Origin of the sequence: Candidatus Palauibacter irciniicola, from assembly GCF_965208695.1 — a bacterium.
Lineage (GTDB): Bacteria > Gemmatimonadota > Gemmatimonadetes > Palauibacterales > Palauibacteraceae > Palauibacter > Palauibacter irciniicola.
In genome coordinates this window covers 1,586,545-1,607,831 of sequence record NZ_OZ242352.1, presented here as the reverse complement: position 1 = coordinate 1,607,831, position 21,287 = coordinate 1,586,545, and the positions used below count along the sequence as shown (strand labels likewise).

General features: G+C 69.2%; 18 protein-coding genes. 12 read left to right on the top strand and 6 right to left on the bottom strand.

Annotated features, from left to right (window positions below; genetic code table 11):
* Positions 1-79: 79 nt before the first annotated feature.
* Positions 80-934: a carbon-nitrogen hydrolase family protein gene (locus ACOGI9_RS06915; protein ID WP_419859128.1), complete on the top strand. Its 855-nt coding sequence runs from the start codon at positions 80-82 to the stop codon at positions 932-934.
* Between the two features lie 29 nt (positions 935-963).
* Positions 964-1,827: an alpha/beta hydrolase gene (locus ACOGI9_RS06910; RefSeq protein ID WP_419859127.1), complete on the top strand. Its 864-nt coding sequence runs from the start codon at positions 964-966 to the stop codon at positions 1,825-1,827.
* A gap of 3 nt (positions 1,828-1,830) precedes the next feature.
* Here the strand turns inward: ACOGI9_RS06910 and ACOGI9_RS06905 are convergent, their stop codons facing one another.
* A complete protein-coding gene (locus ACOGI9_RS06905) occupies positions 1,831-2,517 on the bottom strand; it encodes an HAD family hydrolase (protein ID WP_419859126.1) in 687 nt (228 codons plus the stop codon).
* A 57-nt stretch (positions 2,518-2,574) separates the two neighbouring features.
* Between ACOGI9_RS06905 and nudC the strand changes: the two genes are divergently transcribed.
* From nudC to ACOGI9_RS06880, 5 genes are all read left to right on the top strand, one after another.
* Positions 2,575-3,567, top strand: coding sequence for an NAD(+) diphosphatase (gene nudC / locus ACOGI9_RS06900; protein WP_419859125.1), 993 nt, complete (start codon positions 2,575-2,577; stop codon positions 3,565-3,567).
* Between the two features lie 78 nt (positions 3,568-3,645).
* Positions 3,646-6,918, top strand: coding sequence for a SusC/RagA family TonB-linked outer membrane protein (locus tag ACOGI9_RS06895; RefSeq protein ID WP_419859124.1), 3,273 nt, complete (start codon positions 3,646-3,648; stop codon positions 6,916-6,918).
* 22 nt (positions 6,919-6,940) lie between these two features.
* Positions 6,941-8,272, top strand: coding sequence for a hypothetical protein (locus tag ACOGI9_RS06890; RefSeq protein ID WP_419859123.1), 1,332 nt, complete (start codon positions 6,941-6,943; stop codon positions 8,270-8,272).
* 140 nt (positions 8,273-8,412) lie between these two features.
* A complete protein-coding gene (locus ACOGI9_RS06885) occupies positions 8,413-8,748 on the top strand; it encodes a hypothetical protein (protein WP_419859122.1) in 336 nt (111 codons plus the stop codon).
* Positions 8,749-8,785: 37 nt separating this feature from the next.
* Complete coding sequence (locus ACOGI9_RS06880) at positions 8,786-9,295, top strand: hypothetical protein (RefSeq protein WP_419859121.1); 510 nt, start codon at positions 8,786-8,788, stop codon at positions 9,293-9,295.
* Between the two features lie 18 nt (positions 9,296-9,313).
* Here ACOGI9_RS06880 and ACOGI9_RS06875 read toward each other — a convergent pair whose 3' ends face one another.
* The 4 genes from ACOGI9_RS06875 to ACOGI9_RS06860 all read right to left on the bottom strand — a co-directional run bounded on the left by ACOGI9_RS06875 (position 9,314) and on the right by ACOGI9_RS06860 (position 13,890).
* Positions 9,314-10,480, bottom strand: coding sequence for a glycine cleavage T C-terminal barrel domain-containing protein (locus tag ACOGI9_RS06875; protein WP_419859120.1), 1,167 nt, complete (start codon positions 10,478-10,480; stop codon positions 9,314-9,316).
* A complete protein-coding gene (locus tag ACOGI9_RS06870; protein WP_419859119.1) occupies positions 10,477-11,784 on the bottom strand; it encodes an aminotransferase class V-fold PLP-dependent enzyme in 1,308 nt (435 codons plus the stop codon). Before ACOGI9_RS06870 ends, ACOGI9_RS06875 begins: the two co-directional genes overlap by 4 nt.
* Before the next feature lie 103 nt (positions 11,785-11,887).
* Complete coding sequence (locus ACOGI9_RS06865) at positions 11,888-12,442, bottom strand: UGSC family (seleno)protein (protein ID WP_419859118.1); 555 nt, start codon at positions 12,440-12,442, stop codon at positions 11,888-11,890.
* Complete coding sequence (locus tag ACOGI9_RS06860; RefSeq protein ID WP_419859117.1) at positions 12,439-13,890, bottom strand: thioredoxin family protein; 1,452 nt, start codon at positions 13,888-13,890, stop codon at positions 12,439-12,441. Before ACOGI9_RS06860 ends, ACOGI9_RS06865 begins: the two co-directional genes overlap by 4 nt.
* Positions 13,891-14,095: 205 nt before the next feature.
* Here ACOGI9_RS06860 and ACOGI9_RS06855 point away from each other — a divergent pair, with 205 nt between their 5' ends.
* From ACOGI9_RS06855 to ACOGI9_RS06845, 3 genes are read left to right on the top strand one after another with little or no spacing between them, the layout of a single operon-like run.
* Positions 14,096-15,808: an amidohydrolase family protein gene (locus ACOGI9_RS06855; RefSeq protein ID WP_419859116.1), complete on the top strand. Its 1,713-nt coding sequence runs from the start codon at positions 14,096-14,098 to the stop codon at positions 15,806-15,808.
* Positions 15,805-17,217, top strand: a complete 1,413-nt coding sequence (locus ACOGI9_RS06850; RefSeq protein WP_419859115.1) for an amidohydrolase family protein — start codon at positions 15,805-15,807, stop codon at positions 17,215-17,217. Before ACOGI9_RS06855 ends, ACOGI9_RS06850 begins: the two co-directional genes overlap by 4 nt.
* Positions 17,214-18,626, top strand: coding sequence for an amidohydrolase family protein (locus ACOGI9_RS06845; RefSeq protein ID WP_419859114.1), 1,413 nt, complete (start codon positions 17,214-17,216; stop codon positions 18,624-18,626). Before ACOGI9_RS06850 ends, ACOGI9_RS06845 begins: the two co-directional genes overlap by 4 nt.
* 8 nt (positions 18,627-18,634) lie before the next feature.
* Here ACOGI9_RS06845 and ACOGI9_RS06840 read toward each other — a convergent pair whose 3' ends face one another.
* Entirely contained in the window at positions 18,635-18,985 is a 351-nt protein-coding gene (locus ACOGI9_RS06840) for a peptide chain release factor-like protein (protein ID WP_419859113.1), read from the bottom strand.
* Between the two features lie 143 nt (positions 18,986-19,128).
* Between ACOGI9_RS06840 and ACOGI9_RS06835 the strand changes: the two genes are divergently transcribed.
* Together ACOGI9_RS06835 and ACOGI9_RS06830 are read left to right on the top strand one after the other, a co-directional pair.
* Positions 19,129-19,653: a PH domain-containing protein gene (locus tag ACOGI9_RS06835; protein WP_419859112.1), complete on the top strand. Its 525-nt coding sequence runs from the start codon at positions 19,129-19,131 to the stop codon at positions 19,651-19,653.
* Positions 19,643-21,271, top strand: coding sequence for a PH domain-containing protein (locus ACOGI9_RS06830; RefSeq protein WP_419859111.1), 1,629 nt, complete (start codon positions 19,643-19,645; stop codon positions 21,269-21,271). Before ACOGI9_RS06835 ends, ACOGI9_RS06830 begins: the two co-directional genes overlap by 11 nt.
* Positions 21,272-21,287 lie beyond the last annotated feature (16 nt).

Sequence of the window (21,287 nt, the reverse complement as noted above, 5' to 3'; positions counted from 1 at the left end):
GCGACCCGTGGACCCCGTTGCGGGTCCCGGCTGGCGCGCCGACAATCCTCCGGCCCGTCACCGAAAGGACATGGATCCGATGAAGATCGCCCTTGTACAGCAGTCCGCGGGGCCCGACCGCACCCGCAACCTCGAACGCGCGCTCGACGCGATGGGCCGCGCCGCGTCGGAGGGTGCCGATCTCGTGGCGTTCCCCGAACTCGCGATCGACCGCTTCTTCCCCCAGCGGCCGGACGACCCCGGCGCCGCGCAGATCGCGGAGCCGATCCCCGGTCCCACCTGCGACCGAATCGCCGCGCGCGCCGCCGAACTCGGCCTCGTCACGGTGTTCAACCAGTACGAACTCGGGCCCGACGGGCGCTGCTACGACAGCACGCCCGTGTTCGACGCGGACGGCTCGCTCCTCGGAGTGACGCGGATGATGCACATCACCGAGTACGCGTGCTTCCACGAACAGCACTACTACGCGAAGGGCGATACCGACGCGCTCGTCTACGACACCGCCGTGGGGCGCGTGGGCGTCGCGATCTGCTACGACCGCCACTATCCCGAATACATGCGGCGCCTGGGAGAACATGGGGCGCAGCTCGTCGTCATCCCGCAGGCGGGCGCGGTCGGGGAGTGGCCCGAGGGACTGTTCGAGGCGGAGGTGCGCGTGGCGGCGTTCCAGAACGGCTACTTCGTCGCGCTGGCCAACCGCGTGGGCGAGGAGCCCCGCCTCACCTTCGCCGGAGAGTCCTTCGTCGTCGATCCCGAGGGCGTCGTCCTCGCGCGGGCGCCGGAAGGGGAAGCGGCGATTCTCTACGCCGACGTGGACCTGTCGCGCTGCGCGGCCTCCACCGCCCGGCGGCTGTTCTGGCGCGACCGCCGCCCCGACGTGTACGCCCGCTGGGCCGAGCGCCTCGCCGCGGTGTCGACCGTGCCCGGCCGCTGACTCCGGCCGTCCGCCGCCGGCTCCCGCTCGTGGAACTCCTCATCGTCGTGGTCGCCCTCGTCGGCCTGATGGCCGTCGTCCGTCTCCTCATGCCCCGGATCGTCCCCTTCTTCGTCTTCTATCCGGAGACCCTGCAGCCGCACGAGACGCACCCGCGGTACTGGGGATTCCCGCAGGCCACCGAGGTCCGCATCCCGACCGAGGACGGGATCGAACTGCACGCGTGGTGGTTTCCCGCGGACCCGCCGCAGTCCAGGCGGGGGACGGCGATCTACTTCCACGGCAACGCCGGGCACCTGGGAGACCGCGGGGCGGTGGCGGCGGCGCTCTCGAGCCTCGGACTCGACATCCTTTTGCCCGACTATCGAGGCTATGGAGCGAGCGAGGGGAAGCCCTCCGAGGAGGGTCTCTACGCGGACGCGAGGGCGGCGTACCGGTGGTTGGTGGAGGAGCGGGGCGTCGAGCCCGAGCGGCTCCTTCCCCTGGGGAACTCCCTCGGAAGCTCCGTGGCGGCGGAACTGGCGGTGAGCCGCCCGGTGGCCGGCGTCGTCCTGCTCGGGCCGTTCACGGACACCGCTGCGATCGCCCGGCACCGCCTGCCGTGGCTGCCGGACTGGTATCTGGACTGGCTGCACAACCGCTTCGACACGCTGGAGCGGGCGCCACGCATCGAGGTGCCGACGTTCGTCGCCGCCGGCGAGGAGGACCGCGTCATTCCGCCCGGCCAGAGCCGGGAGGTCTTCGAGGCGCTGCGCGGACCCCGGCGCTGGCTCGAGATCCCGGGCGCGGGACATAACGACATCTTCTCGCACGAAGCGCTATGGAGGGAACTCCACCGCTTCACCCGCAACGTCCTGGCGAGCGGACCTGGCGACGACTCCGTATCGCCTTGACCCTCACGGCAGAAGCCATGCGGCGGCGGCGGCCAGGTCGGGTGCAATGTGGACGGGGTCGGCGTCGTCCGGGCGGGACTCGCCCTTTCGGTTGACCCACAGCACGGGCACCCGGAGCGATGTCGCGGGGACGACGTCGTGGAAGAGGCTCTGCGCCACGTGCAGCCACCGGTCGAAGCCGGCGGCCCACTCCCGCCCGCGCTCGAAGTGCGGCGCGGCCGGCTTGTAGCTGCGCAGCCGCTGGGCCGTGCCGAGGAGGCCGAACTCGACCTCGAAGCGCTTCAGCGTTCCGGCGAGCAGGTCGTCGTCGATGTTCGAGAGGATCCCCAGCGTGACGCCCGCCGCGGCGAGGCGCGAGAGTGCCGGATTCGTATCGGGGAAGGGCCGCCAGGAGGGGATGCTCGCGGGGACGCCCCCCGCCACCTCGTCCGCCGTATCCCATCCGTTCGCGCGCGCGACCTCCACCGAGGTCTCGGTGAGCAACTGCCGGTAGGGGCGGTACTCGCTCGTCTTGAGCCGGTTCTGGGCCGCGTGGAACTCGCCGAGGAGCCGCTCGTCCTCCACCGCGGCCGCCTCCGCGTACGCAACCCGGAGTGCCGCGAGAATCCCGCCTTCCCAGTCGATCAGCGTGCCGTAGCAATCGAACGTGAGGAGGGTGCCCCGTCCCGCCGTCCCCTCGAAACTGTGCATGCGCTCCCTCGAAACCGCTACGTTTCTCCCATGTCGGCCGGCGAGATCTTATCGGGCGTGGCAGGGGAGGGCCACCGGAAACCGAACCCCTTCGCGGGAGGCGGCCTCGATCGCGCCACCCACCTGCGAGCCGATCCCGGGTGGCTCTCCGACCGGTTGTCCGATCCGAACTCGCGCGTCGTCCCCGTATGGCGCGAGCGCAGCCTGGTGTCCCAAACGGCGCGGGAAGTCGCGGCGAAAGCGGACGGCCTGGCCTATCGGCCGGTACTCCTTCCGCCCACCGTCGCAGCCTCCGCCTCGGAACCACCCGAGGAATGGATCTTTCTCGGACTCGAAGGGGGACGGGACGGCGGCCGCGCGCTGTTCGCCGCCGACGTGCCCGGGGGAGCCGGCGAAGGGCCGTCTTCAGACAGCCCGCTCGACGGGGCGGGGGAGTTCCTCGATCTCCGCGGGGTGGGGGCCATGCTGGGGCAGGGGGACGGCTCGCTACTGGCCTACGCCCGGGCGATCGTTACCTGGAGTCGCCGGCACCGCTTCTGCGGAACGTGCGGCTCCTCCACCCGCCCGGAGCAGGGGGGACACGTCCGGCGCTGCGGCCACGAAACGTGCGGAGTCGACCATTTTCCGCGCACGGACCCGGCCATCATCGTCCTCGTGACCGATGGAGACCGCTGCCTGCTCGGGCGGAAGGACATCTGGCCGGAGGGCGTCTACTCGACGTTGGCCGGGTTCGTGGAGCCGGGCGAGAGCCTCTCGGAGGCCGTCGTCCGCGAGGTCAGGGAGGAGTCGGGAATCGAGGTGGGCTCCGTCCGCTATCGCTCGTCCCAGCCCTGGCCGTTCCCGGCGTCGCTGATGCTCGGCTTTCGGGCCGAGCGCGTGGGCGGCGACCTGACCGTCGCCCGGCAGGAACTCGTCGATGCGCGCTGGTTCAAGCGCGCCGACTTCGCCCGCCGCCGCGCGATCGGCCTCCGCCTCCCGGGTCGCGTCTCGATCTCCCGCCGCCTCATCGAGGACTGGCTGGCGGCATCGCCGGAATCTCATTATCAATAACGGATTGTGGAACGAGTTGGCGGAATCGGGGGCGGGTCGTTCGGCCGCTTCCATCGCCTCCAGCGCAAGGAGCGCCGCATGAAACGAATCGCCTCTCGCACCATCGGTGCATGGGGAGTGGCCTTGGTAGCGCTCGCCTGCCTCGCACCTGGCCTGAGTGGCCAGGCCGCGGGCAGCATCGCGGGCAGAGTGACCGAAGAAGGCTCCCTCCGACCCCTTTCATCCGCGCAGGTGTTCATCGAGGGCACCGGCATCGGGACCTTCAGCAACGCCAGCGGGGACTTTGTGTTACTCAACGTGCCCGCCGGCGAACAGACGGTGGTCGTCCGCCTGGTCGGCTACCGTCAGGCCTCCGAAGCCGTGACCGTCACCGCCGGCTCGACCGCGACGCTTGACTTCGCCCTGAACGTCACAGCGGTCCAGATGGACGAGATCGTCGTGACGGGCACCGGTGTCGCAACCGAGAAACGCAAGCTCGGCCACACGATCGCGACCCTGGACGCCGCGGAGCTGGAGAACGCGCCCATTTCCGACTTCAGCCAGCTCATCGCGGGCCGCGAACCCGGCGTGGTGGCGCTGCCCTCGTCGGGCTACACGGGCGAAGGCGCCCGCATCCGCATCCGCGGGTCGGCGTCGCTGTCGCAGCTGAACGAGCCCATCGTCTACGTGGACGGGATCCGCGTGGACCGCTCCGCCGTGCAGAACTTCAACGGGCAGGGGAACCCCTCCCGACTCGACGATATTCCGCCCGAGTCCATCGAGCGCGTCGAGATCCTGAAGGGCGCCGCGGCCGCGACCCTGTACGGGACGGAGGCCTCGAACGGCGTGATCCAGATCTTCACGAAGCGCGGCACCGTCGGGACTCCGAGGTTCACGTTCCGAGCCGACCTGACCGGGATCTCCGTGCCGACCAACCGCATCCTGCCGGTCGCCGACTTCGCCGGCCGGGCCTGCGCCAGTCCCGGATGCACCGGAGACGGCGACGCGCAGCGGCTGGCGGACGCCGTCAACCTGATGTCGTCGCGCTGGGGACAGCCCGTGTCGCCCTGGGAGCCGATCGAACGCGACCTGATTCCCGATCTGCTCACCACCGGGTTGGGTCAGACCTACTCCGGATCGCTGCAGGGTGGATCGAGCGTGTTCCAGTACTTCGCCTCCGCGCGTCTCGCCAGCGAGGATGGGCCGTACGATGCGGCGAAGAACTTCGACGTGGCGGAGGGGCTGGACCCCGAGAACGACACCAACCGCCGCGCGTCGATCCACACCAACTTCACGCTGATCCCGAGCAGCGATCTGCGCATCGGCGTGACGACGCTCTATTCGGACATGGAGCATCACACGCCCGATAACTCGAACAACATCTACGGCGTGTTCTCGTCGGCGCTCATGTCGCAGCTGCGGCTCGCCAACGCCGACCCGGAACTCGGGCAGATCAACTTCTACGGCCAGCCGGCGTTCGCCACTCTGCGCGAGAACGCCTACCAGCTGAACTTCGTGAACTCGCAGCACTTCGCGGGATCCACGAACATCGACTTCTCGCCCTCGGAGGCGTTCAACATCAACGGAACCTTCGGGATCGACTTCACGTCCGACGACGCGGTCAGCTTCCGCCCCTATCGGTGGAACGTGGACGGCTTCTCGGGCTCGACCCCGGACGGGAGCCGGAACGTCCAGGAGAACCGTAGCCGCGAGCTGACGGCCGACATCAAGGGATCGTACGTCTTCAACACCAGCCGGCTCGAGAACACGCTGCTGTTCGGCGGGCAGGGGTTCCTGCGCCAGTCGCAGTCGGCGGGCGGCAGCGGACGCGACTTCCCCGGCCCCGGCCTGGAGACGCTTTCGGCGCTGGGCTCCGAGTCCTCGTTCGAAAACTGGCTCCGGGTGACGCAGCTCGGCGGATACGTGCAGGACCAGGTCGGATGGGACAACTGGCTCTTCCTGACCGTGGGCGCTCGCTGGGATGCCAACTCGGCGTTCGGCGAGGCGTTCAACACGGCCTTCTACCCGAAGGCCAACTTCGCGATCGTCCCGAGCGAACGCTGGGATAGCGAGGTCTTCTCGTCGATGCGGATCAAGGGAGCCTACGGCACGTCCGGGTTGCAGCCGGGCGCCTTCGACAAGTTCACGACCTTCTCGTCGCTGGGCACGGAGGTAGGTCCCGGCGTCCAGCCGTCGAATCTCGGCAACGAACAGTTGAGGCCCGAGGTGTCCACGGAGCTGGAGTTCGGGATCGATCTGGGCCTCTTCAACGACCGGTGGTCCATCGAGGCGACCTACTGGGATCGGGTGGTCACCGACGCCATGGTCGCGCGCCAGTTCCCGGTCACGGGCGGGTTCACGCAGACGCAGCTCGACAACATCGGCGAGGTGACGGCGCACGGCGTCGAGTTCGGTATCCGCGGCAACCTGATCCAGGCGCGGGATATCTCCCTCAACGTCTTCGCGAACACGGCCTTCCTGTCCGAGAAGATCACGGACATGGGCGGAGCGCCTCCCCTCAAGACCGGCGGCAGCTATCCGCGCTACCGCAACTACCTGGTGGAGGGCTTTACGCCGGGCGCCTTCTTCGGCGCGAAGGTCGCCGATTTGGCGATCCCGCTGAACATCCTCGATCCGGTCGACGGCCAGTGCGTCGTGCCGACGCGCGATCAGGCGCTTGCGTACTTCAGCCAGCCGCGCAATCCCAACAGCTTCAAGCCGCTGGCGATCGGCAACGAGGACTTCGGAGTGCCCAACGGGGGACTGGCGTCGCATAACTGCGGAGCCGGATTGCTCGATACGCACCTCGGCGATCCCACTCCGGACTACGCGGGCTCCTTCGGCTTCGACCTCGCGTTCCTGGGCAACTTCCAGCTGACGACGCTCATGGAGTACAAGTTCGGCCACCAGGTGCAGGATCTGTCGGGCATGTTCCGGCGCGCGAACAACTTCATCGGGCGCAACACGCCGCGCTCGGCCGAACTGTACGCCACGATGCTGAACCCCGGTTCGTCGGCGGACGAGCGGCTCGATGCGGCGGTCGCCTGGGCGCACGAGGTCGAAGGTCTCTCGCCGATGAGCGGCATGAACGGGATTTACGACGCCGACTGGATCCAGTGGCGCGAGCTGTCGCTCAGCTACCGGGTGCCGGCCACGTTCGTCCAGCGCTGGGGTTTCTCCGCCGCTACGGTGAACATGGGCGTGCGCAACCTGTTGCTCTTCATGCTGGGCGATTACCCCGGCATGGACCCGGAGGGCAACGTCCTCGGGCGCTGCAACGGAGGCCTCAACTGCAACTTCCTGAATTCGACGGAAGGCTGGGGGATTCCGGTGCCGCGGCGCTTCACGATGTCCGTGCGCGTCACTTTCTAGATCCAAGCGGGAGAACCATACCATGAGGAATCGAAATTTGAAGGCCTGGTTGGCCGCGCCTGTTCTGGCCGCTTTCACGCTTGGGTGCGGCGACCTGCTGGACGTCAACAATCCCAACGACCTGGTCGAGGAGGACATCCGCCAGGAGGCCGCCGCGGCCGCCGTCGTGAACGGAACGCTCACGCTCGTGGCGTCTTCCGTATCCCAGTCCTGGCAGCCGTACCTGGTGGCGTCCGACGAGATGCGCTGGATCGGCTCCAGGGATGCCTGGCTCTCGCTCGATCTCGGATTCGTGGATGATCCGCTGAACGAGTTCATCGATGGCCCGTTCCCGGCCATGGGACAGGCCCGGTGGATGAGCGACGAAGCCGTCGAAATCGTCCAGGGGCACCTCAGCAACAACCCATCCACCGCGATCAAGACCGACTTGGCGCGCGCATACCTGTACTCCGGCATCATCTACATGGTGATCGGGGAGATCCAGGAGGACTTCGCGTTCTCGGACAAGACGGAGAGCGGACCTCCGGTCGGACCGGCAAACATGAGTCAGGTCCTGGATGGTGCGATCGACCGCCTCTCCTCGGCCATCTCCGGCTTCATGGAGGTGGGGGCCACGGACATGGCGACGCAGGCGAGGGCGCTCCGCGCTCGCGCCCGGCAGTCCCGCGCGATATGGGACGTGATCAACCCGTCGCCGTCCGGGAGCGGGCTGGCGGCCTCGGCCGAGGCCGGCGCGGACGCCAGTGCGGTACTGGCGAGCGTCCAGCCGGACTGGACGTACAACCTGACGTATTCGAGTGCCAGCAGGTCCAACTCGATGGCGTCCTGGGTGAACGACCGCAAGGAGAACCAGATCGACCTTTCGATCGCCACGGTCGACGACCAGAACGACATCAACGGCATCGCGCTCCAGGATCCCATCGATAACGTCGACGATCCGGCCGTCATCAAGTGGCTGAATCAGTGGAAGGGCGGCAGCTATCTGGACAAGGGCGGGATCTATCCACCCTTGACGGTCGCCTCGGCGCGGATGATGCACCTGATTCTGGCCGAGAACGCGTTGGCGGGCGGGGATTCCAATGGCTTCGCCATGCACATCAATCACATCCGCGCGCTGGACGGCCTGACGCCCTACTCCGGCCAGATCTCCGAGATGGAGATGCTCCAGCACACGCGGCGGGTGAACGTGATGCTGCAGGGCCTGCGCCTGGCGGACATGTACAGGTGGGGAATCAAGGATCCCAAGTGGCAGGGCGCCGCCGCGGCGTCTGCGGCGCCGGGCACGATGCTCCCGATTTCGATCATCGAGCTGCGGGCGAACTGCCATCTGAACGGACTGGGTTGCGGAGGTTGACTTCAAGGCAGAGGCGGCGGTTCGCACCCGCCGCCTCTGCCACCCCCTTTACGGGACTGCCGTTCCTGCTGGCCGCGATCGCCCTTGGCGGGTGCTCGGAGATTTTCGATGACCCGACGCCCGAGAACATCCATTTCGAGATGCGGGGCGCGGCGGGCGACCGGGTCAGGGCGATCTACTCCACGCAGTTCGTGGCCGGCCTCAACGAGTTCGGCGTGACGCGGGTGCAGGTGGTCCGGTCGGACACGGTCATTCACGAGATCCCCTTCCAGAGAGCGGTGGATATATCCATCGACCGGCGGTGGTTCGTCCAGGTGGAATCGCTGGATGGGGATACGCTTTCCGTCCAGGTCATCGTGAACGTGGATGACCGGGGTCTCGTGAACGAATCCGGTGGGATATTTCCTGACGAACCCTGGCACTTCGTCTATTCGTTCAATCAACTCCTGACACGGGACCTCGATGTTGAGTTCTGACTTTCCGCCGAGCGGCGGAGCACGGCGACGTTGGCTCGTGGCCTTTCTGGGGGCCGTGCTCACCGTGCCGGGTTGCTACTCCTACCGGCTCGTAGAGGACGCGCCGGTGGGCGCCGTGGCCAGGCTGCGCGTACCGATCCAGTCCGCGATCGTCGATCCCAACTCGCCTGCCGGGACGGTCGCGGTCGAAGGGAAGGTCATCAGCGTGGGAGATACCATCTCGTTCGAAGCGACCACGCGGCATACTCTCGGCCTGTTCCAGGACGTCGTGCAGTACGACACCCTCCGCGTGGCCCGGGACGGTGTGACGAGCATCGAGGTGCGCGAATTCTCGACGACGAAGAGCGTTCTGCTCGGGGCCGGGATTCTGGCGGGGACGGCGGCCCTGGCTGCCGCCGCGGCGGGGGTCGGCGGAGGCGACGCCGGCGACGCGCCGAGCACCGACCCGCCGCAGAACTCCAGAGTCGTGGGTGTGTCGGTGCCGGTGAGCGCGATCGGCCGATGGTTCGGACGCGCGATACCCTCCGTCCTGGGGATGAGGCCCTGACGGACTCCTGACGCACTGCTAGGACTTGGGGATATCCTTGCGGGGATCCACGAAGGGCCGGGGCACCACAACGGCATCCCTCTCTCCGTCCGGCGTCGTCACGACCAGGCGCGTCCCGAGTTCCCCCGCCGCGGCCGGGACGAGGGCGTAGCCGATATTCTTGCCGAGACGCGGTGAGTACACGGCGGACGTGACGAATCCGATCGCGCCGCCGGCTCCGTTCGCACCGCCGCCTCCGCGCACGGACCAGCGGTCCATGTTCAGGTCGAGCGGCGCGCCCGAGATTTCGATGCCGGCGAGGAGCCGCCGCGGCCCCTCCTCGGCGATCCGGGCCAGCGCCTCCCGGCCGATGAAGTCGGCCTCCTGGTCGAAGTCGACCTGCCAGCCGAGTCCGACCTCCCAGGGGTTCGTGTCCAGCGTCATGTCGATCCCGTAGTTGAGGATGCCGGCTTCGATGCGGCGGATGTCCGACGGGCCGGTAGGGGAGATGCCCAGGTCGCGGCCCGCCGCCATCACGCGGTCCCAGAGTTCGACCCCCCGGCTTCCGTCCCGCAGGTAGATCTCGTAGCCGACCTCGCCGCTCCACCCCGTCCGGGTCACGACCACGGGGATGCCGTCCACGTCCGTCTCGAGGAACCAGTAGTAGCGGAGCTCGAGGACGTCTTCACCGAACAGCCGGCGCACGACTTCCTTCGACTTCGGACCCTGCACCTGCATGGGCGAGACGTCCGGCTCCCGGATCTCGACGTCGAGACCGGCGTTGAGCGCGATCCCCTTCGCGTAGAGCAGCACGTCGCTGTCGGCCAACGCGAGCCAGAAGTGGTTCTCGCCCAGCCGCAGCAGCACCGGGTCGTTCACGATGCCGCCGTCGTCGGCACCGATGAGGACGTACTTCCCCTGCCCGACGGCGCACTTCGAGAGGTCCCGGGGCGTGAGCAGGTTCGTGAACTCGAAGGCGTCCGGCCCCGTGATCTCCACCTGCCGCTCCACGCTCACGTCCCACACCGTGACGCCGTTCAGGAGCTTCTCGTACTCCGCGTGCAGATCGTCGTAGCGCGTCGGGAGAAACATGTGGTTGTAGACCGTATAGCTCCGGCACCCGTCTCGGAGGGTGGCCTCGAAGTACGGCGAGCGGCGGAGTCGCGCCCCGCGCTGGATCAAGGCCATGTCAAAGGTCTCGGTCATGAGGCGGGGATGCCGTGCTTCACCGCGCGGGTCATCGCGTCCACGAAGCGGTCGAGTTCCTCGAGCGTCGTGTAGGTGGACGGCGAGATGCGGAGCCCCGTGAACTCGGCGTGGTTGATCGCGACCGTGAAGATCCGGTGCTGGTTCCACAGCCAGTTTCGGAGCGCGCTCGTGTCGATGCCCTCGACCTGGACGTTGGCGATCCCGCACGCGAAGCCCGGCTTGAGGCTCGTGTTGAGCCGCACGCGGTCGTGCTCGAGCAGTTGCTCGGCCCAGTAGTTCCGCAGGTGGACGAGGCGCGCCTCCTTGCGCTCGCCGCCGACGAGCTGGTGGAAGGTGAGCGCTTCGCCGATGGCGAGGAAGTTGGCCTCCGGGTGCGTGCCGATCGCCTCGAACTTCCGGATGTCGTCGTCGCGGCTCTCGGCCGCGGCCTGCAGCGGCCAGATCTCGGGGATCTTCTCCCGCCTCACGTAGAGGAGGCCGGTTCCGACCGGGGCGTGCAGCCACTTGTGCAGGCTGACGGCGTAGTTGTCGCAGTTGAGCTCGGAGAGCGTAAAGTCATGGTGCGCGAGCGAGTGCGCGCCGTCGACGAGGACCGGGATGTCGTAGCCGCGCGCCATCTCGACGACCTCGCGCACGGGAAGGATCTGCCCGGTGATGTTGATCATGTGGCACATCAGGATGAGCCGCGTACGGTCGGTGATCTGCTCCTCGAACAGCCGCACGATTTCGGCTGGATCCTCGGCCGGGACCGGGATCTTGAACTGCTTCATCACGATCCCCTCGCGGCGCTCGCGCTGCTGGAAGGTCGTGATCATGCGCCCGTAGTCCTGGGTCGTCGTCACGACTTCGTCGCCGCGTTCGAGGTCGTACCCGTTCTGGAGGATCTGGAGGCCTTCCGACGCGTTGCGCGTGATCGCGACCTCCTCCGGGTCCACGTCCCACTGCCGGGCGAGCCGGGCGCGGACGCCCTCCCGCTGGGGCTCCAGGATCTGCCACCCGTTGTAGACCGGGATCTGGTTCGCGAAATCGAGGTCCCGCTTCATCGCCTCGAGCACGTGGGCGGGCGTCGGACTCACGCCCCCGTTGTTGAGGTTGACGAGGGAACGGTCGGTGGTGAACGCCTTCTGGATCTCGATCCAGAACTCCTCGTCCCGCGCGATCTCCTCGGGGGAGCCGGGGGTACGGGACAGGTCGCGGGCCGCCGCGACCGCGGTGCTCCACTTCGTGGGAACGACGGTCATGGCCCCCGCGGCTGCGGCGGAGCCCCCAAGGCGGGCGAGGAATCGTCGGCGGGTGGGCATGCGGCCTCCTGGCTGGTTCGGTACCGGTCCGGCAGCTGTCAAATAGACCGTTTTCGGCCCCGCGAGCAAGTCCGGCGCCCGACGTTCCCGGCAGCGCGAGGCGTCAATCCGGTGCCGTGATCATGGCCAGGATCGGGTCGATCGCCTCGTCCGCCAGCGCCTCGAGTTCGCCGGCGGTGCGGTTCTGGATGGGGTGCGGGACCCAGACGATGCCGGGCTCGAAGCCGAGCGTGCGCGACTGGCTGCGCGCGGCCTGCTCGAACTCGGTCGTGACGACGAAGCAGCCGGGGATCCCGCGTTCGTCGAGGTCTCTGAGGTCGTGCAGACCGCACGACGTGCAGGACCCTCAATCGGCTAAGGCCTGCACGACGACATCGGCTTCCGTGGCGATCCTCTGCAGCAACTCGGTCGGGGCCCGACGTGCGTTGGTCGGCTTGTCCGTGCGGATCGTCGCGATGCCGAGCGCATCCAGCCGCGTCTTCACGTGGTCGAGGAACTCGTCGCTGCGCAGCTTGCCGATCCCCTGGAGCGCGACCACCCGCCCTTCGAGCGACGGAGGAGGCGCGCGCCGCGGGCGCATCTCCGGGGCGAGTTCCGAGGTGGGGTCGTGCAGGACGGTCGCCGGCGCTGCCGGACTCGGCGCGGTCGAAGCGGTCATGTCTCGATCTCTCGGGTGATGGGGTGTGAGTGCTGCCAGGCGCGGCCGCCGGGCCAGCCGGCCAGGATCGCGGAGTACAGTCCGGCCGCGCCGCCGGCCCGGGCGAGGAGCAGTCCCCCGGGCGGGAACTTGGGCACATGGCGGCGCGTCTCCGAGTCCGGCACGCCCTCGGCCAGGCCTCCCGCGCCGCGCGCCACCTCGCTCAGCGGCCGCGTCGTCGCCTCGAGCAGCGCCTCGACGATCCGCGCCCGGTCCCAGCCCGCTTCCCGGTAGATGCCGTAGTGCTCGGGCGAGAGGAGGAGCACCGCGTGCGCCCACTCGCAGATCTTCGGGTGGCAGACGGCCAGCAGGCACGCCGCCAGCGACGCGGTCAGCTCCTCCGGCGTGCGCGAGCGCTGGTCCATGATCCCCTGCACGCCCTCGCCCTGGAAGAGCGTGACGGCGCTGACGCCGGGAGGAACGCCGCGCGACACCGAGAGCGGCTCCCACTCCTCGTCCGATTCGTCCTCCGCGAAACAGAACGTGTACTTGCTGGGCGCCCCGAAGGTCGAGCGGTCGATCTCGCCGGGCCGTCCGCCGCCCACGTTGCGCACGATGAGGTTGAGCGCGCGCCCGATGGTCGCGTTGGCGCGGTTCCCCTGGCCGAGGACGTTCAGCCCCGCGTTCATCCCGATGCGGCGGGCGATGGGGCCGTTGACGATGACGAGGGGCGCGGTGAAGCATGTGCTGCACAGGATCCCGTGCAGCGTGAAGTCGGGGTCGAGCGCCGCCTCGAGCGCCGCGAGCACGACGGGCATGTACTCCGGTTTGCAGCCCGCGAGCACGGCGTTGATCGCGACCTTCTCGACCGTGCACTCCGCGTAGTCCGGCGGCACGGCGCCCACGACCTCATCCGGCGCCCGGGGCGTGCCCGCGAGCATGCGCAGGATCCGCTCCGGGGTCGGCGGCACGACGGGAAGCCCGTCCGTCCACCCGCGCTCGAAACAGGCCTCCAGGGCGTCGGCGTGCGGTTCCAGCGCCACCTGCCGCGCTTCGATGCCGGTCTCCCCGAAGCGCGCCCGCAGGCGCTCCGCCGCGCCGGGTTCGACGGACCGGGAACCGCAGCCCGGCTGGAACTCGGGCAGTTCCGCGCCCAGGTCCGGAATCGACGTGAGGTCGCGCCATTCCGCCCGGTTCCAGCCCAACGCGCGGCCGGTCTCCTTCTCGTCCTCGAAGCGCACGAGCGTGGGAACCGTCTCGATCCCGAGGCGGAAGGAGTGTTCGAGTTCCGTGTCGTCCACCACGCCGGAGAGCGCCCCGGGAAAGTCCGGGTCGTCCTGGCTGAGAACCACGAGACCGCCGGGCCCATCGGCGAGCCGCTCGAGCACCGGTTCCACCAGCCGACACGTTGGGCAGTCGCGCTTCACGACGACCGCGAGTCCCTCCTGCGGGAGCGGAGTGTGTTCCATTTCCCAACCGTAACGCACGGGTCGCTTCCATCCAAACGGATGCACATCGAACCCGGATTGAGCCGGGCCATCGGACCGCGTCCGCCAGCACGGCGCGCCGTTGACCCCGTGGGTGACTGAACGGAGATTCACTCAGGTGTGTTGTGAAAGGATGTGCAGGGGTTTGTTTCACCGTGATGGACCCATTCGGAAGGATGTACCTCTCATGAACCGAACCGCACTCGCGCGCCGGCTGGCGGGCGGGGTGGTCCCGGGCCTGCTCCTCGCGTCGCTGTCCGGCCTCGCGGCCCCGGCGCCCGCCGACGCGCAGTACATGCCGAGCCAGGCCCCGGTACCTCCCCCGTTCTTCGCCCTCCAGAACGCGCGCATCGTGACCGGCACGGGCGCCGTGATCGAGAACGGCACCGTGGTCATCGCCAACGGCCTCATCGAGGCGGTCGGAGCCGATGTCGAGGTCCCCGGCGACGCCTGGCTGATCGACGTCTCGGGCCTGACCGTCTACCCCGGCCTGTTCGACGGGCTGTCGCGGATCGGGCTGGCCTCCCAGGGAGGCAATCCCGCAGGCGGCGCGGGTGGCAACCCCTTCGCCGTGTTTGTCGAGCAGGCGAACCAGCCCCGCACCGTGGGGCCCGAAGACCGTCCGGCGACGAACTCCTGGGTGAACGCGGCCGACATGCTGGACCCGGATTCCGACGACATCGAGACGTGGCGCAGCGGTGGGTTCACGAACGCGCTGGTCGCCCCGGACGACGGGATCGTGACGGGCCAGGGCGTCGTGGTGAACCTCGCGGGCGACGAGCAGGAGATGGTCGTGAAGGCGCCGGCCGCCCTCCGCGTGACGATGAGCGGAGCCGGCGGATTCCGGAGCTTCCCGGGTTCGCTCATGGGCGTCATCGCCTACATCCGGCAACTGTACCTGGATGCGGATCACAGCCAGCAGTACGAGGCGCGCTACACGGCCAACCCGAGCGGCCAGCCGCGGCCCACCTACGACCGGGCGCTCGGTCCGATCCAGGACGCGATCACCGCAGGGTGGCCGACCGTGATGCCGGCGAACGAAGTGCGGCAGATCCGGCGCGCGATCAAGCTTGGGCGCGACACGGGTTCGCGCCCGGTCCTCCAGGGCGCGCACGAGGCGTACGGACTCGCCGACGAGATCGCGTCGGCCGGGGTCCAGGTGCTCGTGAACGCGGACTGGCCCGAGCGGAACCGTGATGCGGATCCGGAAGCCGAGGAGTCGCTCGCGTCGCTGAAGCGCCGCGCCTATGCGCCCACGACGCCGGCCCGGCTCGAGGAGGCGGGCGTCGAATGGGCCTTCTACAGCGGCTCGGCCGGGAGCCCCCGCGCCATGATGGAGAAGGTGCGGACGGCGATCGAGAACGGGCTCTCCGAGGAGGCGGCGCTGGAAGCGCTGACCGCCGCACCCGCCCGCATCTACGGCGTGGACGCGATGCTCGGCTCCGTCGAGGCGGGCAAGATCGCGAACCTCGTCGTGACCGACGGTCCGCTGTTCGATGAGGACACCGACATTCGAATGGTGTTCGTCGATGGCCACAGGTTCGAGGAGGAGGCACCGGAGCCGCGGCCGACGGAGCCCCCGGCGGTCGACATGAACGGCACCTGGCTCCTCTCCCTCAACAACGACTCGCAGGAGGCGACGGCCGAACTCGAGGTTTCGGAGGACGGCACGATTTCCGGCATCATCCAGGGCGAGCGGGGCGAGCAGCAGATCACCGACGGCTGGGTGAGCGGCAACGAATTCAGCATCACGGTCTCCGCCACGATGGGACCGGGCATGGACGTGGAGATCGTCTACACCGGCACCGTCGAGGGCGATTCGATCGAAGGGAACGCTTCCTTCGGAGGCATGCGCAACATGGACTTCACGGGCACGAGGCCCGGAGGAGGTGTCCGATGAGACATCCGATGACACGGGCTGCCGAGCGAGTCGGAGCCGGGTGCCTGGCGCTCGGTCTTGCGCTCGCGGTCCCGAGCGGGGCGGCCGCGCAGGAGCAGCCGATCCTCATCACGGGCGCGACGATTCTCACGGCGGCGGAAGCCGGGAGGATCGAGGAGGGCGCCATCCTGTTCGAGAACGGGCGCATCGTCGCCGTCGGGCCGGCCTCCGAGGTGGAGGCGCCCTCCGATGCGATGGTCATCGACGGGACGGGCAAGTTCATCACGCCCGGGATCGTCGACGCGCACTCGCACATCGCGGCCGACGCGATCAACGAAGGGGCGGTCTCCGTCTCTTCCATGGTATCGATCCACGACGTGATCGATCCGACGGACATCGCGCTCTACCGCGAGGCGGCGGGCGGCACGACGACGTCGCACGTCATGCACGGGAGCGCGAACCCGATCGGCGGCAACAACGCCGTCATCAAGCACCGCTGGGGCGCGGACGCGCAGGGTCTCCTCCTCCAGGGCGCGCCGCCCACCATCAAGTTCGCCCTCGGCGAGAACCCGAAGCGGGCCGGGAGCCCGACGCTCCCCGGCCAGGAGGCGCGCTATCCCGCCTCCCGCATGGGGGTGATGGACGTGGTCCGGCAGGCCTTCATCGAGGCCAGCGAGTACAAGGCCGAGTGGGACACCTACCGGGCGCGCGTGGCCGACGGCGACCGCGATGCGATCCCGCCGCGCCGCAACCTGACCATGGATCCGCTCGTCGAAGTGCTCGAAGGCACGCGCTACGTGCACGCGCACAGCTACCGCGCGGACGAGATCCTGCAACTCATGCGGGTGGCCGAGGAGTTCGGCTTCCGCATCCACGTGTTCCAGCACGTCCTGGAAGGCTACCGGGTGGCCGACGAGATGGCGGAGCACGGGGCCCACGCCTCCACGTTCTCGGACTGGTGGGCGTACAAGATGGAGGCCTACGAGGCGATTCCGCACAACGCGGCGATCATGACGCAACGCGGCGTCAACGTCTCCATCAACTCCGACAGCGGAGAAGAGGGACGGCACCTGAATCAGGAAGCCGCCAAGACAATGAAGTGGGGCGGCCTGACCGAGGCCGAGGCCCTCGCCACCGTCACGATCAACCCGGCGATCCAGCTCCTGATCGACGACCGCGTGGGTTCGCTGGAGGCGGGGAAGGACGCGGACATCGTCCTGTGGGAGAACTATCCGCTCTCCTCCTACGCCAGGGTCCGGACGACGTATATCGACGGCGAGGTGGTGTTCGATATCGACGCGGACCTGGCGATGCGGGCCGAGATCGAGGCCGAGAAGGCCGAGTTGAGGGAGATGCTCGGCGAGGCCGACGAGGACGACGACTCCGGCAACGAGCGCGAGCCGGGCCGGCGGCCCGGAGGTGGGCGATGATGCGCAGATCCGGGAACGCACCCGGGAACACTACCAACGACAGGATCGACACCATGGTGAAGTCGATAGTCGCGGCGGCGGCCGTCCTCGGGACCGTCGGGTTTACCCTGCCGGCTCAGGCCGCCGCGCAGGAGGGCGGCACGTTCGCCGTGCAGGGGGCCACGATTCACACCGTGGCCGACGGCGTGATCGAGGGCGGGACGATCGTGATCCGCGACGGCCGTATCATCGCGGTCGGATCGGACGTCGACATCCCGGCGGACGCCGAGATCATCGACGGGGAAGGGAAGCACGTCTTTCCCGGCATGATCGATTCGTTCAGCTCGCTCGGGCTCACGGAGATCGGAGCCGTCGCGGTGACGAACGACGCGGGCGAGCTGGGGCGCTGGAACCCGCATCTCAACGCCCATACGGCGATCCACCCCGCCAGCGAGCACATCCCCGTGGCGCGCGCGAACGGGATCACGCACTCGATGGTCGCGCCCGGCGGCGGAGGCCGCGGCTTCGGCGGCGGCGGGTCCGGCATCCAGGGCCAGGCCACGCTCGTCCACCTCGACGGCTGGACGGTGGAGGAGATGGAGATCGAGAAGACCGCGGCCATGGTTCTCGGCTGGCCCACGCTCTCGACGGGTTTCCGCGCCTTCGCCGGCTTCGGCCCCCCGGCGGGCGGCCGTTCCTTCCGGCGGGCGCAGGAGCGCTTCGACGAGGAAGTGGCGGAGATGGATTCGTGGTTCGTCGCCGCGGAGCACTACCGGCAGGCGGTAGCGTCCGGGTCGAGCCGCGTGCCGCGCAACATCCAGCTCGAGCACCTGTCGCGCGTCCTCGACCGGGGGATGAAGGTCATCGTGCGGGCGAACGGGTGGCGCGAGATCGAGTCGGCCATCGAGTTCGCGGAGAAGTGGAACCTGGACCTCGTCATCGCGGGCGGAAACGGCGCCCGCGAGATCGCCGGCACGCTCGCCGAGAAGAATATCCCCGTGATCCTGGGGCCGGTGCAGCGGTTGCCGCAGGGCGAGGACACCGCGTACGACGATCCGAACACGCTGCCCGGCGTGCTGCGCGACGCGGGGGTCGAGATCGCGTTCGCGACCTTCAACTCGTCCGACGCGCGAACCCTTCCCTACGAGGCCGCGAACTCCGTGTCGTGGGGGCTCTCGAAGGAGGCCGCGCTGGAAGCGGTGACGCTGGGCCCCGCGCGGGTGCTGGGCGTGGACGACCGGCTGGGGTCGCTGGAGGTGGGGAAGGTGGGGAACCTGATCGTGACCGACGGCGATCCGCTCGAGATCACGACCCGGATCGAGTGGGTGTTCATCAAGGGCGTGCCGTCCGACCTGGACAACAAGCACGATAGCCTGTGGGAGGAATACAGGAACCGCCCGGCGCGGCGGGTCACCACGACGACGACGTAACAGCCCGCCTACTCGTCGGATTCGGGACGGCGCCGCTGCCTCTTCGTGAGGGAGCGGCGCCGTTTCTCTTGCAGCCGTTGTTCGCGGGAGGCCCGCGTGGGCTTCGTCCGGCGGCGGGGCGGCGGCGTGTGCTCCCGCTCCCGGAGGGCGGCGCGGAGCCGATCCAGGGCCCGGGCGCGGTTGCGGTGCTGGCTGCGGGACTCGCGCGCGGTCACGACGATGCCGGTGGGCCGGTGCGTGAGCCGGACGGCCGACTCCGTCTTGTTCTGGTGCTGGCCGCCCGGACCGCCGGCCCGGAACGTCTCGACCGTGCACTCGGCGAGCAGTTCTTCGTCGCTGCGTGACTCCGCGGCGTTCACGGCTTCCTCCCATCGGATCGCCGGCCGTTCCCGCCGGCCCGGGGCGCCGACACGAAAACCCTTCGATCAGCGTAACTTGTCCACATGAACGAGTCGACGCACAGCATCGGGACGCCGGAGACGCCGGAGACCGGACAGCGGAGATGGCGGGCGGCTTGGCGGCAGGCGCCCGCATCGCGGACGGGGTGCGGCGTTCGCTCGATCCGAAGGTGATCCCGCTGCAGCGTACGATCGGCGGCATCGTCACGGGTTGCGTCTCGCTCCCGCTGGCGGCGGCCGTCGCCGTGCTGTGGGTCGTGGCCGGGCCGCCACCCGGCGTCGTGGCGGGGTTGGTCAGCGTCTGGAGCGCCATCACGGTCGGGCTGGGCTGGTGGCTGTACCGGTGGCCCGTCCTTCACCACCGCTACGCGTCCTACGCCGTGCACCCGGACGGGATCGAGATCCGCAAGGGCGTGATCTGGCGGCAGGCGATCAGCGTGGCGCGTTCCCGCGTCCAGCATACCGACGTGTCGCAGGGGCCGCTCGAGCGGAAGTACGGCCTCGGGACGCTGGGCATCTACACCGCGGGCACGGACCACGCCAAGGTCTCCCTCGACGGACTCGAGCACGACACGGCGCTCCGCATCCGGGATCATCTCCTGCCGCCGGCGGGGGACGATGCCGTCTGAGACGGCGGCGCCCTCCCGGGCCACCGAGCACCGGCTCCATCCGCTCTCCGTCGGCTTCTCGCTCGCAAGCCAACTGCGGCGGGCGATCCTCCCCCTGATCATCGGAGGCGCCTCGGCCAACTTCCTGGGCGTCGTGGAGATGCGTTTCGTCCTCCTTGTCGGGCTCATCCCTCTCGTGGTGGGGTCCGTGGTCCGCTACCTGACCTTCCGGTACCGGTACGAAGAGGCGGAACTCGTGATCCGGAGCGGGCTCCTGTTTCGGCGAGAGCGGCACGTCCCCTACGCCCGGATCCAGAACCTCGACGCCGTGCAGGGCGTGTTCCATCGCGTGCTGGGCGTCGTGGAGGTCAAGCTCCAGACGGGCGGGGGACAGGAACCCGAGGCGACGCTGACCGTCCTCCCGCTGCCGGCCCTCGAAGCGCTGCGGGAGCGGGTCCGCGAGGGAAAGCGCGAGGCCGCCGGGGAGGCGGCGGCTGCCGGAGAGGTGACGGACGCCGCGACGGGGACGGGTGCCGGGGAGGCGGCGACCGGCATACTCGCGGAGCCAGCGGCGACGGATCTCGCGTCGGCCGGTACCCCGGAGGGGCGCACGCTGCTGCATCTTCCCGCGCGCGAACTCCTGCTCCACGGTCTGCTCCAGAACCGCGGCATGGTGCTGATCGCGGCCGCCTTCGGCCTCGCGTGGGAGACAGGGCTCTTCGAGCGGGCCTCCGACTGGGTCGCCGGGGAGCAGTCGCGGATCGGGCCCGCGGTCGAGGGCGTAGCGGCGGACGTGGTGGCGGCCGGCATTCTCGTGACCGTGGTCGCCGTTGCGGCGCTGGTCGTCGCCTTCGTGATCTTCGCCCGGATGCTCTCCGTCGTCTGGACGCTCGTACGCCTGCACGACTACCGGGTCGTGCGGTCCGAGGAGGGGCTGCGCGCCACGTTCGGCATGCTGACGCAGGTCGCCGCCACCATCCCGCTACGCCGCGTTCAGACGGTGACGATCCACGAGGGACCGTTGCAGCGCTTGGCGGGCCGGGTCGCGGTCGGCGTGCAGACCGCCGGAGGAAGCCAGGCCGGGCAACCGGGGAACGCGGATCCGCACCGGCAGCAGCTCGCGCCCATTCTTCCGCGGGAACGCCTGCGCGACTTCCTTCGGGAGGTGATCCCCGAGCTGGACGCCCCCGAGGTCAATTGGGAGCCCGTATCTCCGCTCGCGTTCCGGCGCGTGTTGAGGGGAACGTGCTTCCTCGCCACGCTGGCCGCGGTGCCGCTCTACTTCGCGCTCGAAGCCTGGGGCATGGCCTTCCACGCCGCCTTCCTCGCCTGGGCCGTGTTCTACGCGCGGCGCTACGTCGACTGGCTCGGGTGGGCGCTGAAGGACGACATGGTCTGGTTCCGGAGCGGCTGGCTGTGGCGCCGGACGACGATCGCCCGCTACACCCGCATCCAGGTCGTGGCCCTGCGCGCATCCCCGATCGACCGCTGGCGGGGCATGGCCAGCCTCCGGGTGGACACGGCCGGCGCGGGGGCCGCCTCCCACAAGGTCGACATCCCCTACCTGCCCCTCGACACGGCCCGACAACTGCGAACGCTCCTCGCCGCGGAGGCCGCCCGAACCGCCTTCCGCTGGTAAGCGACCGTCGGCGGCC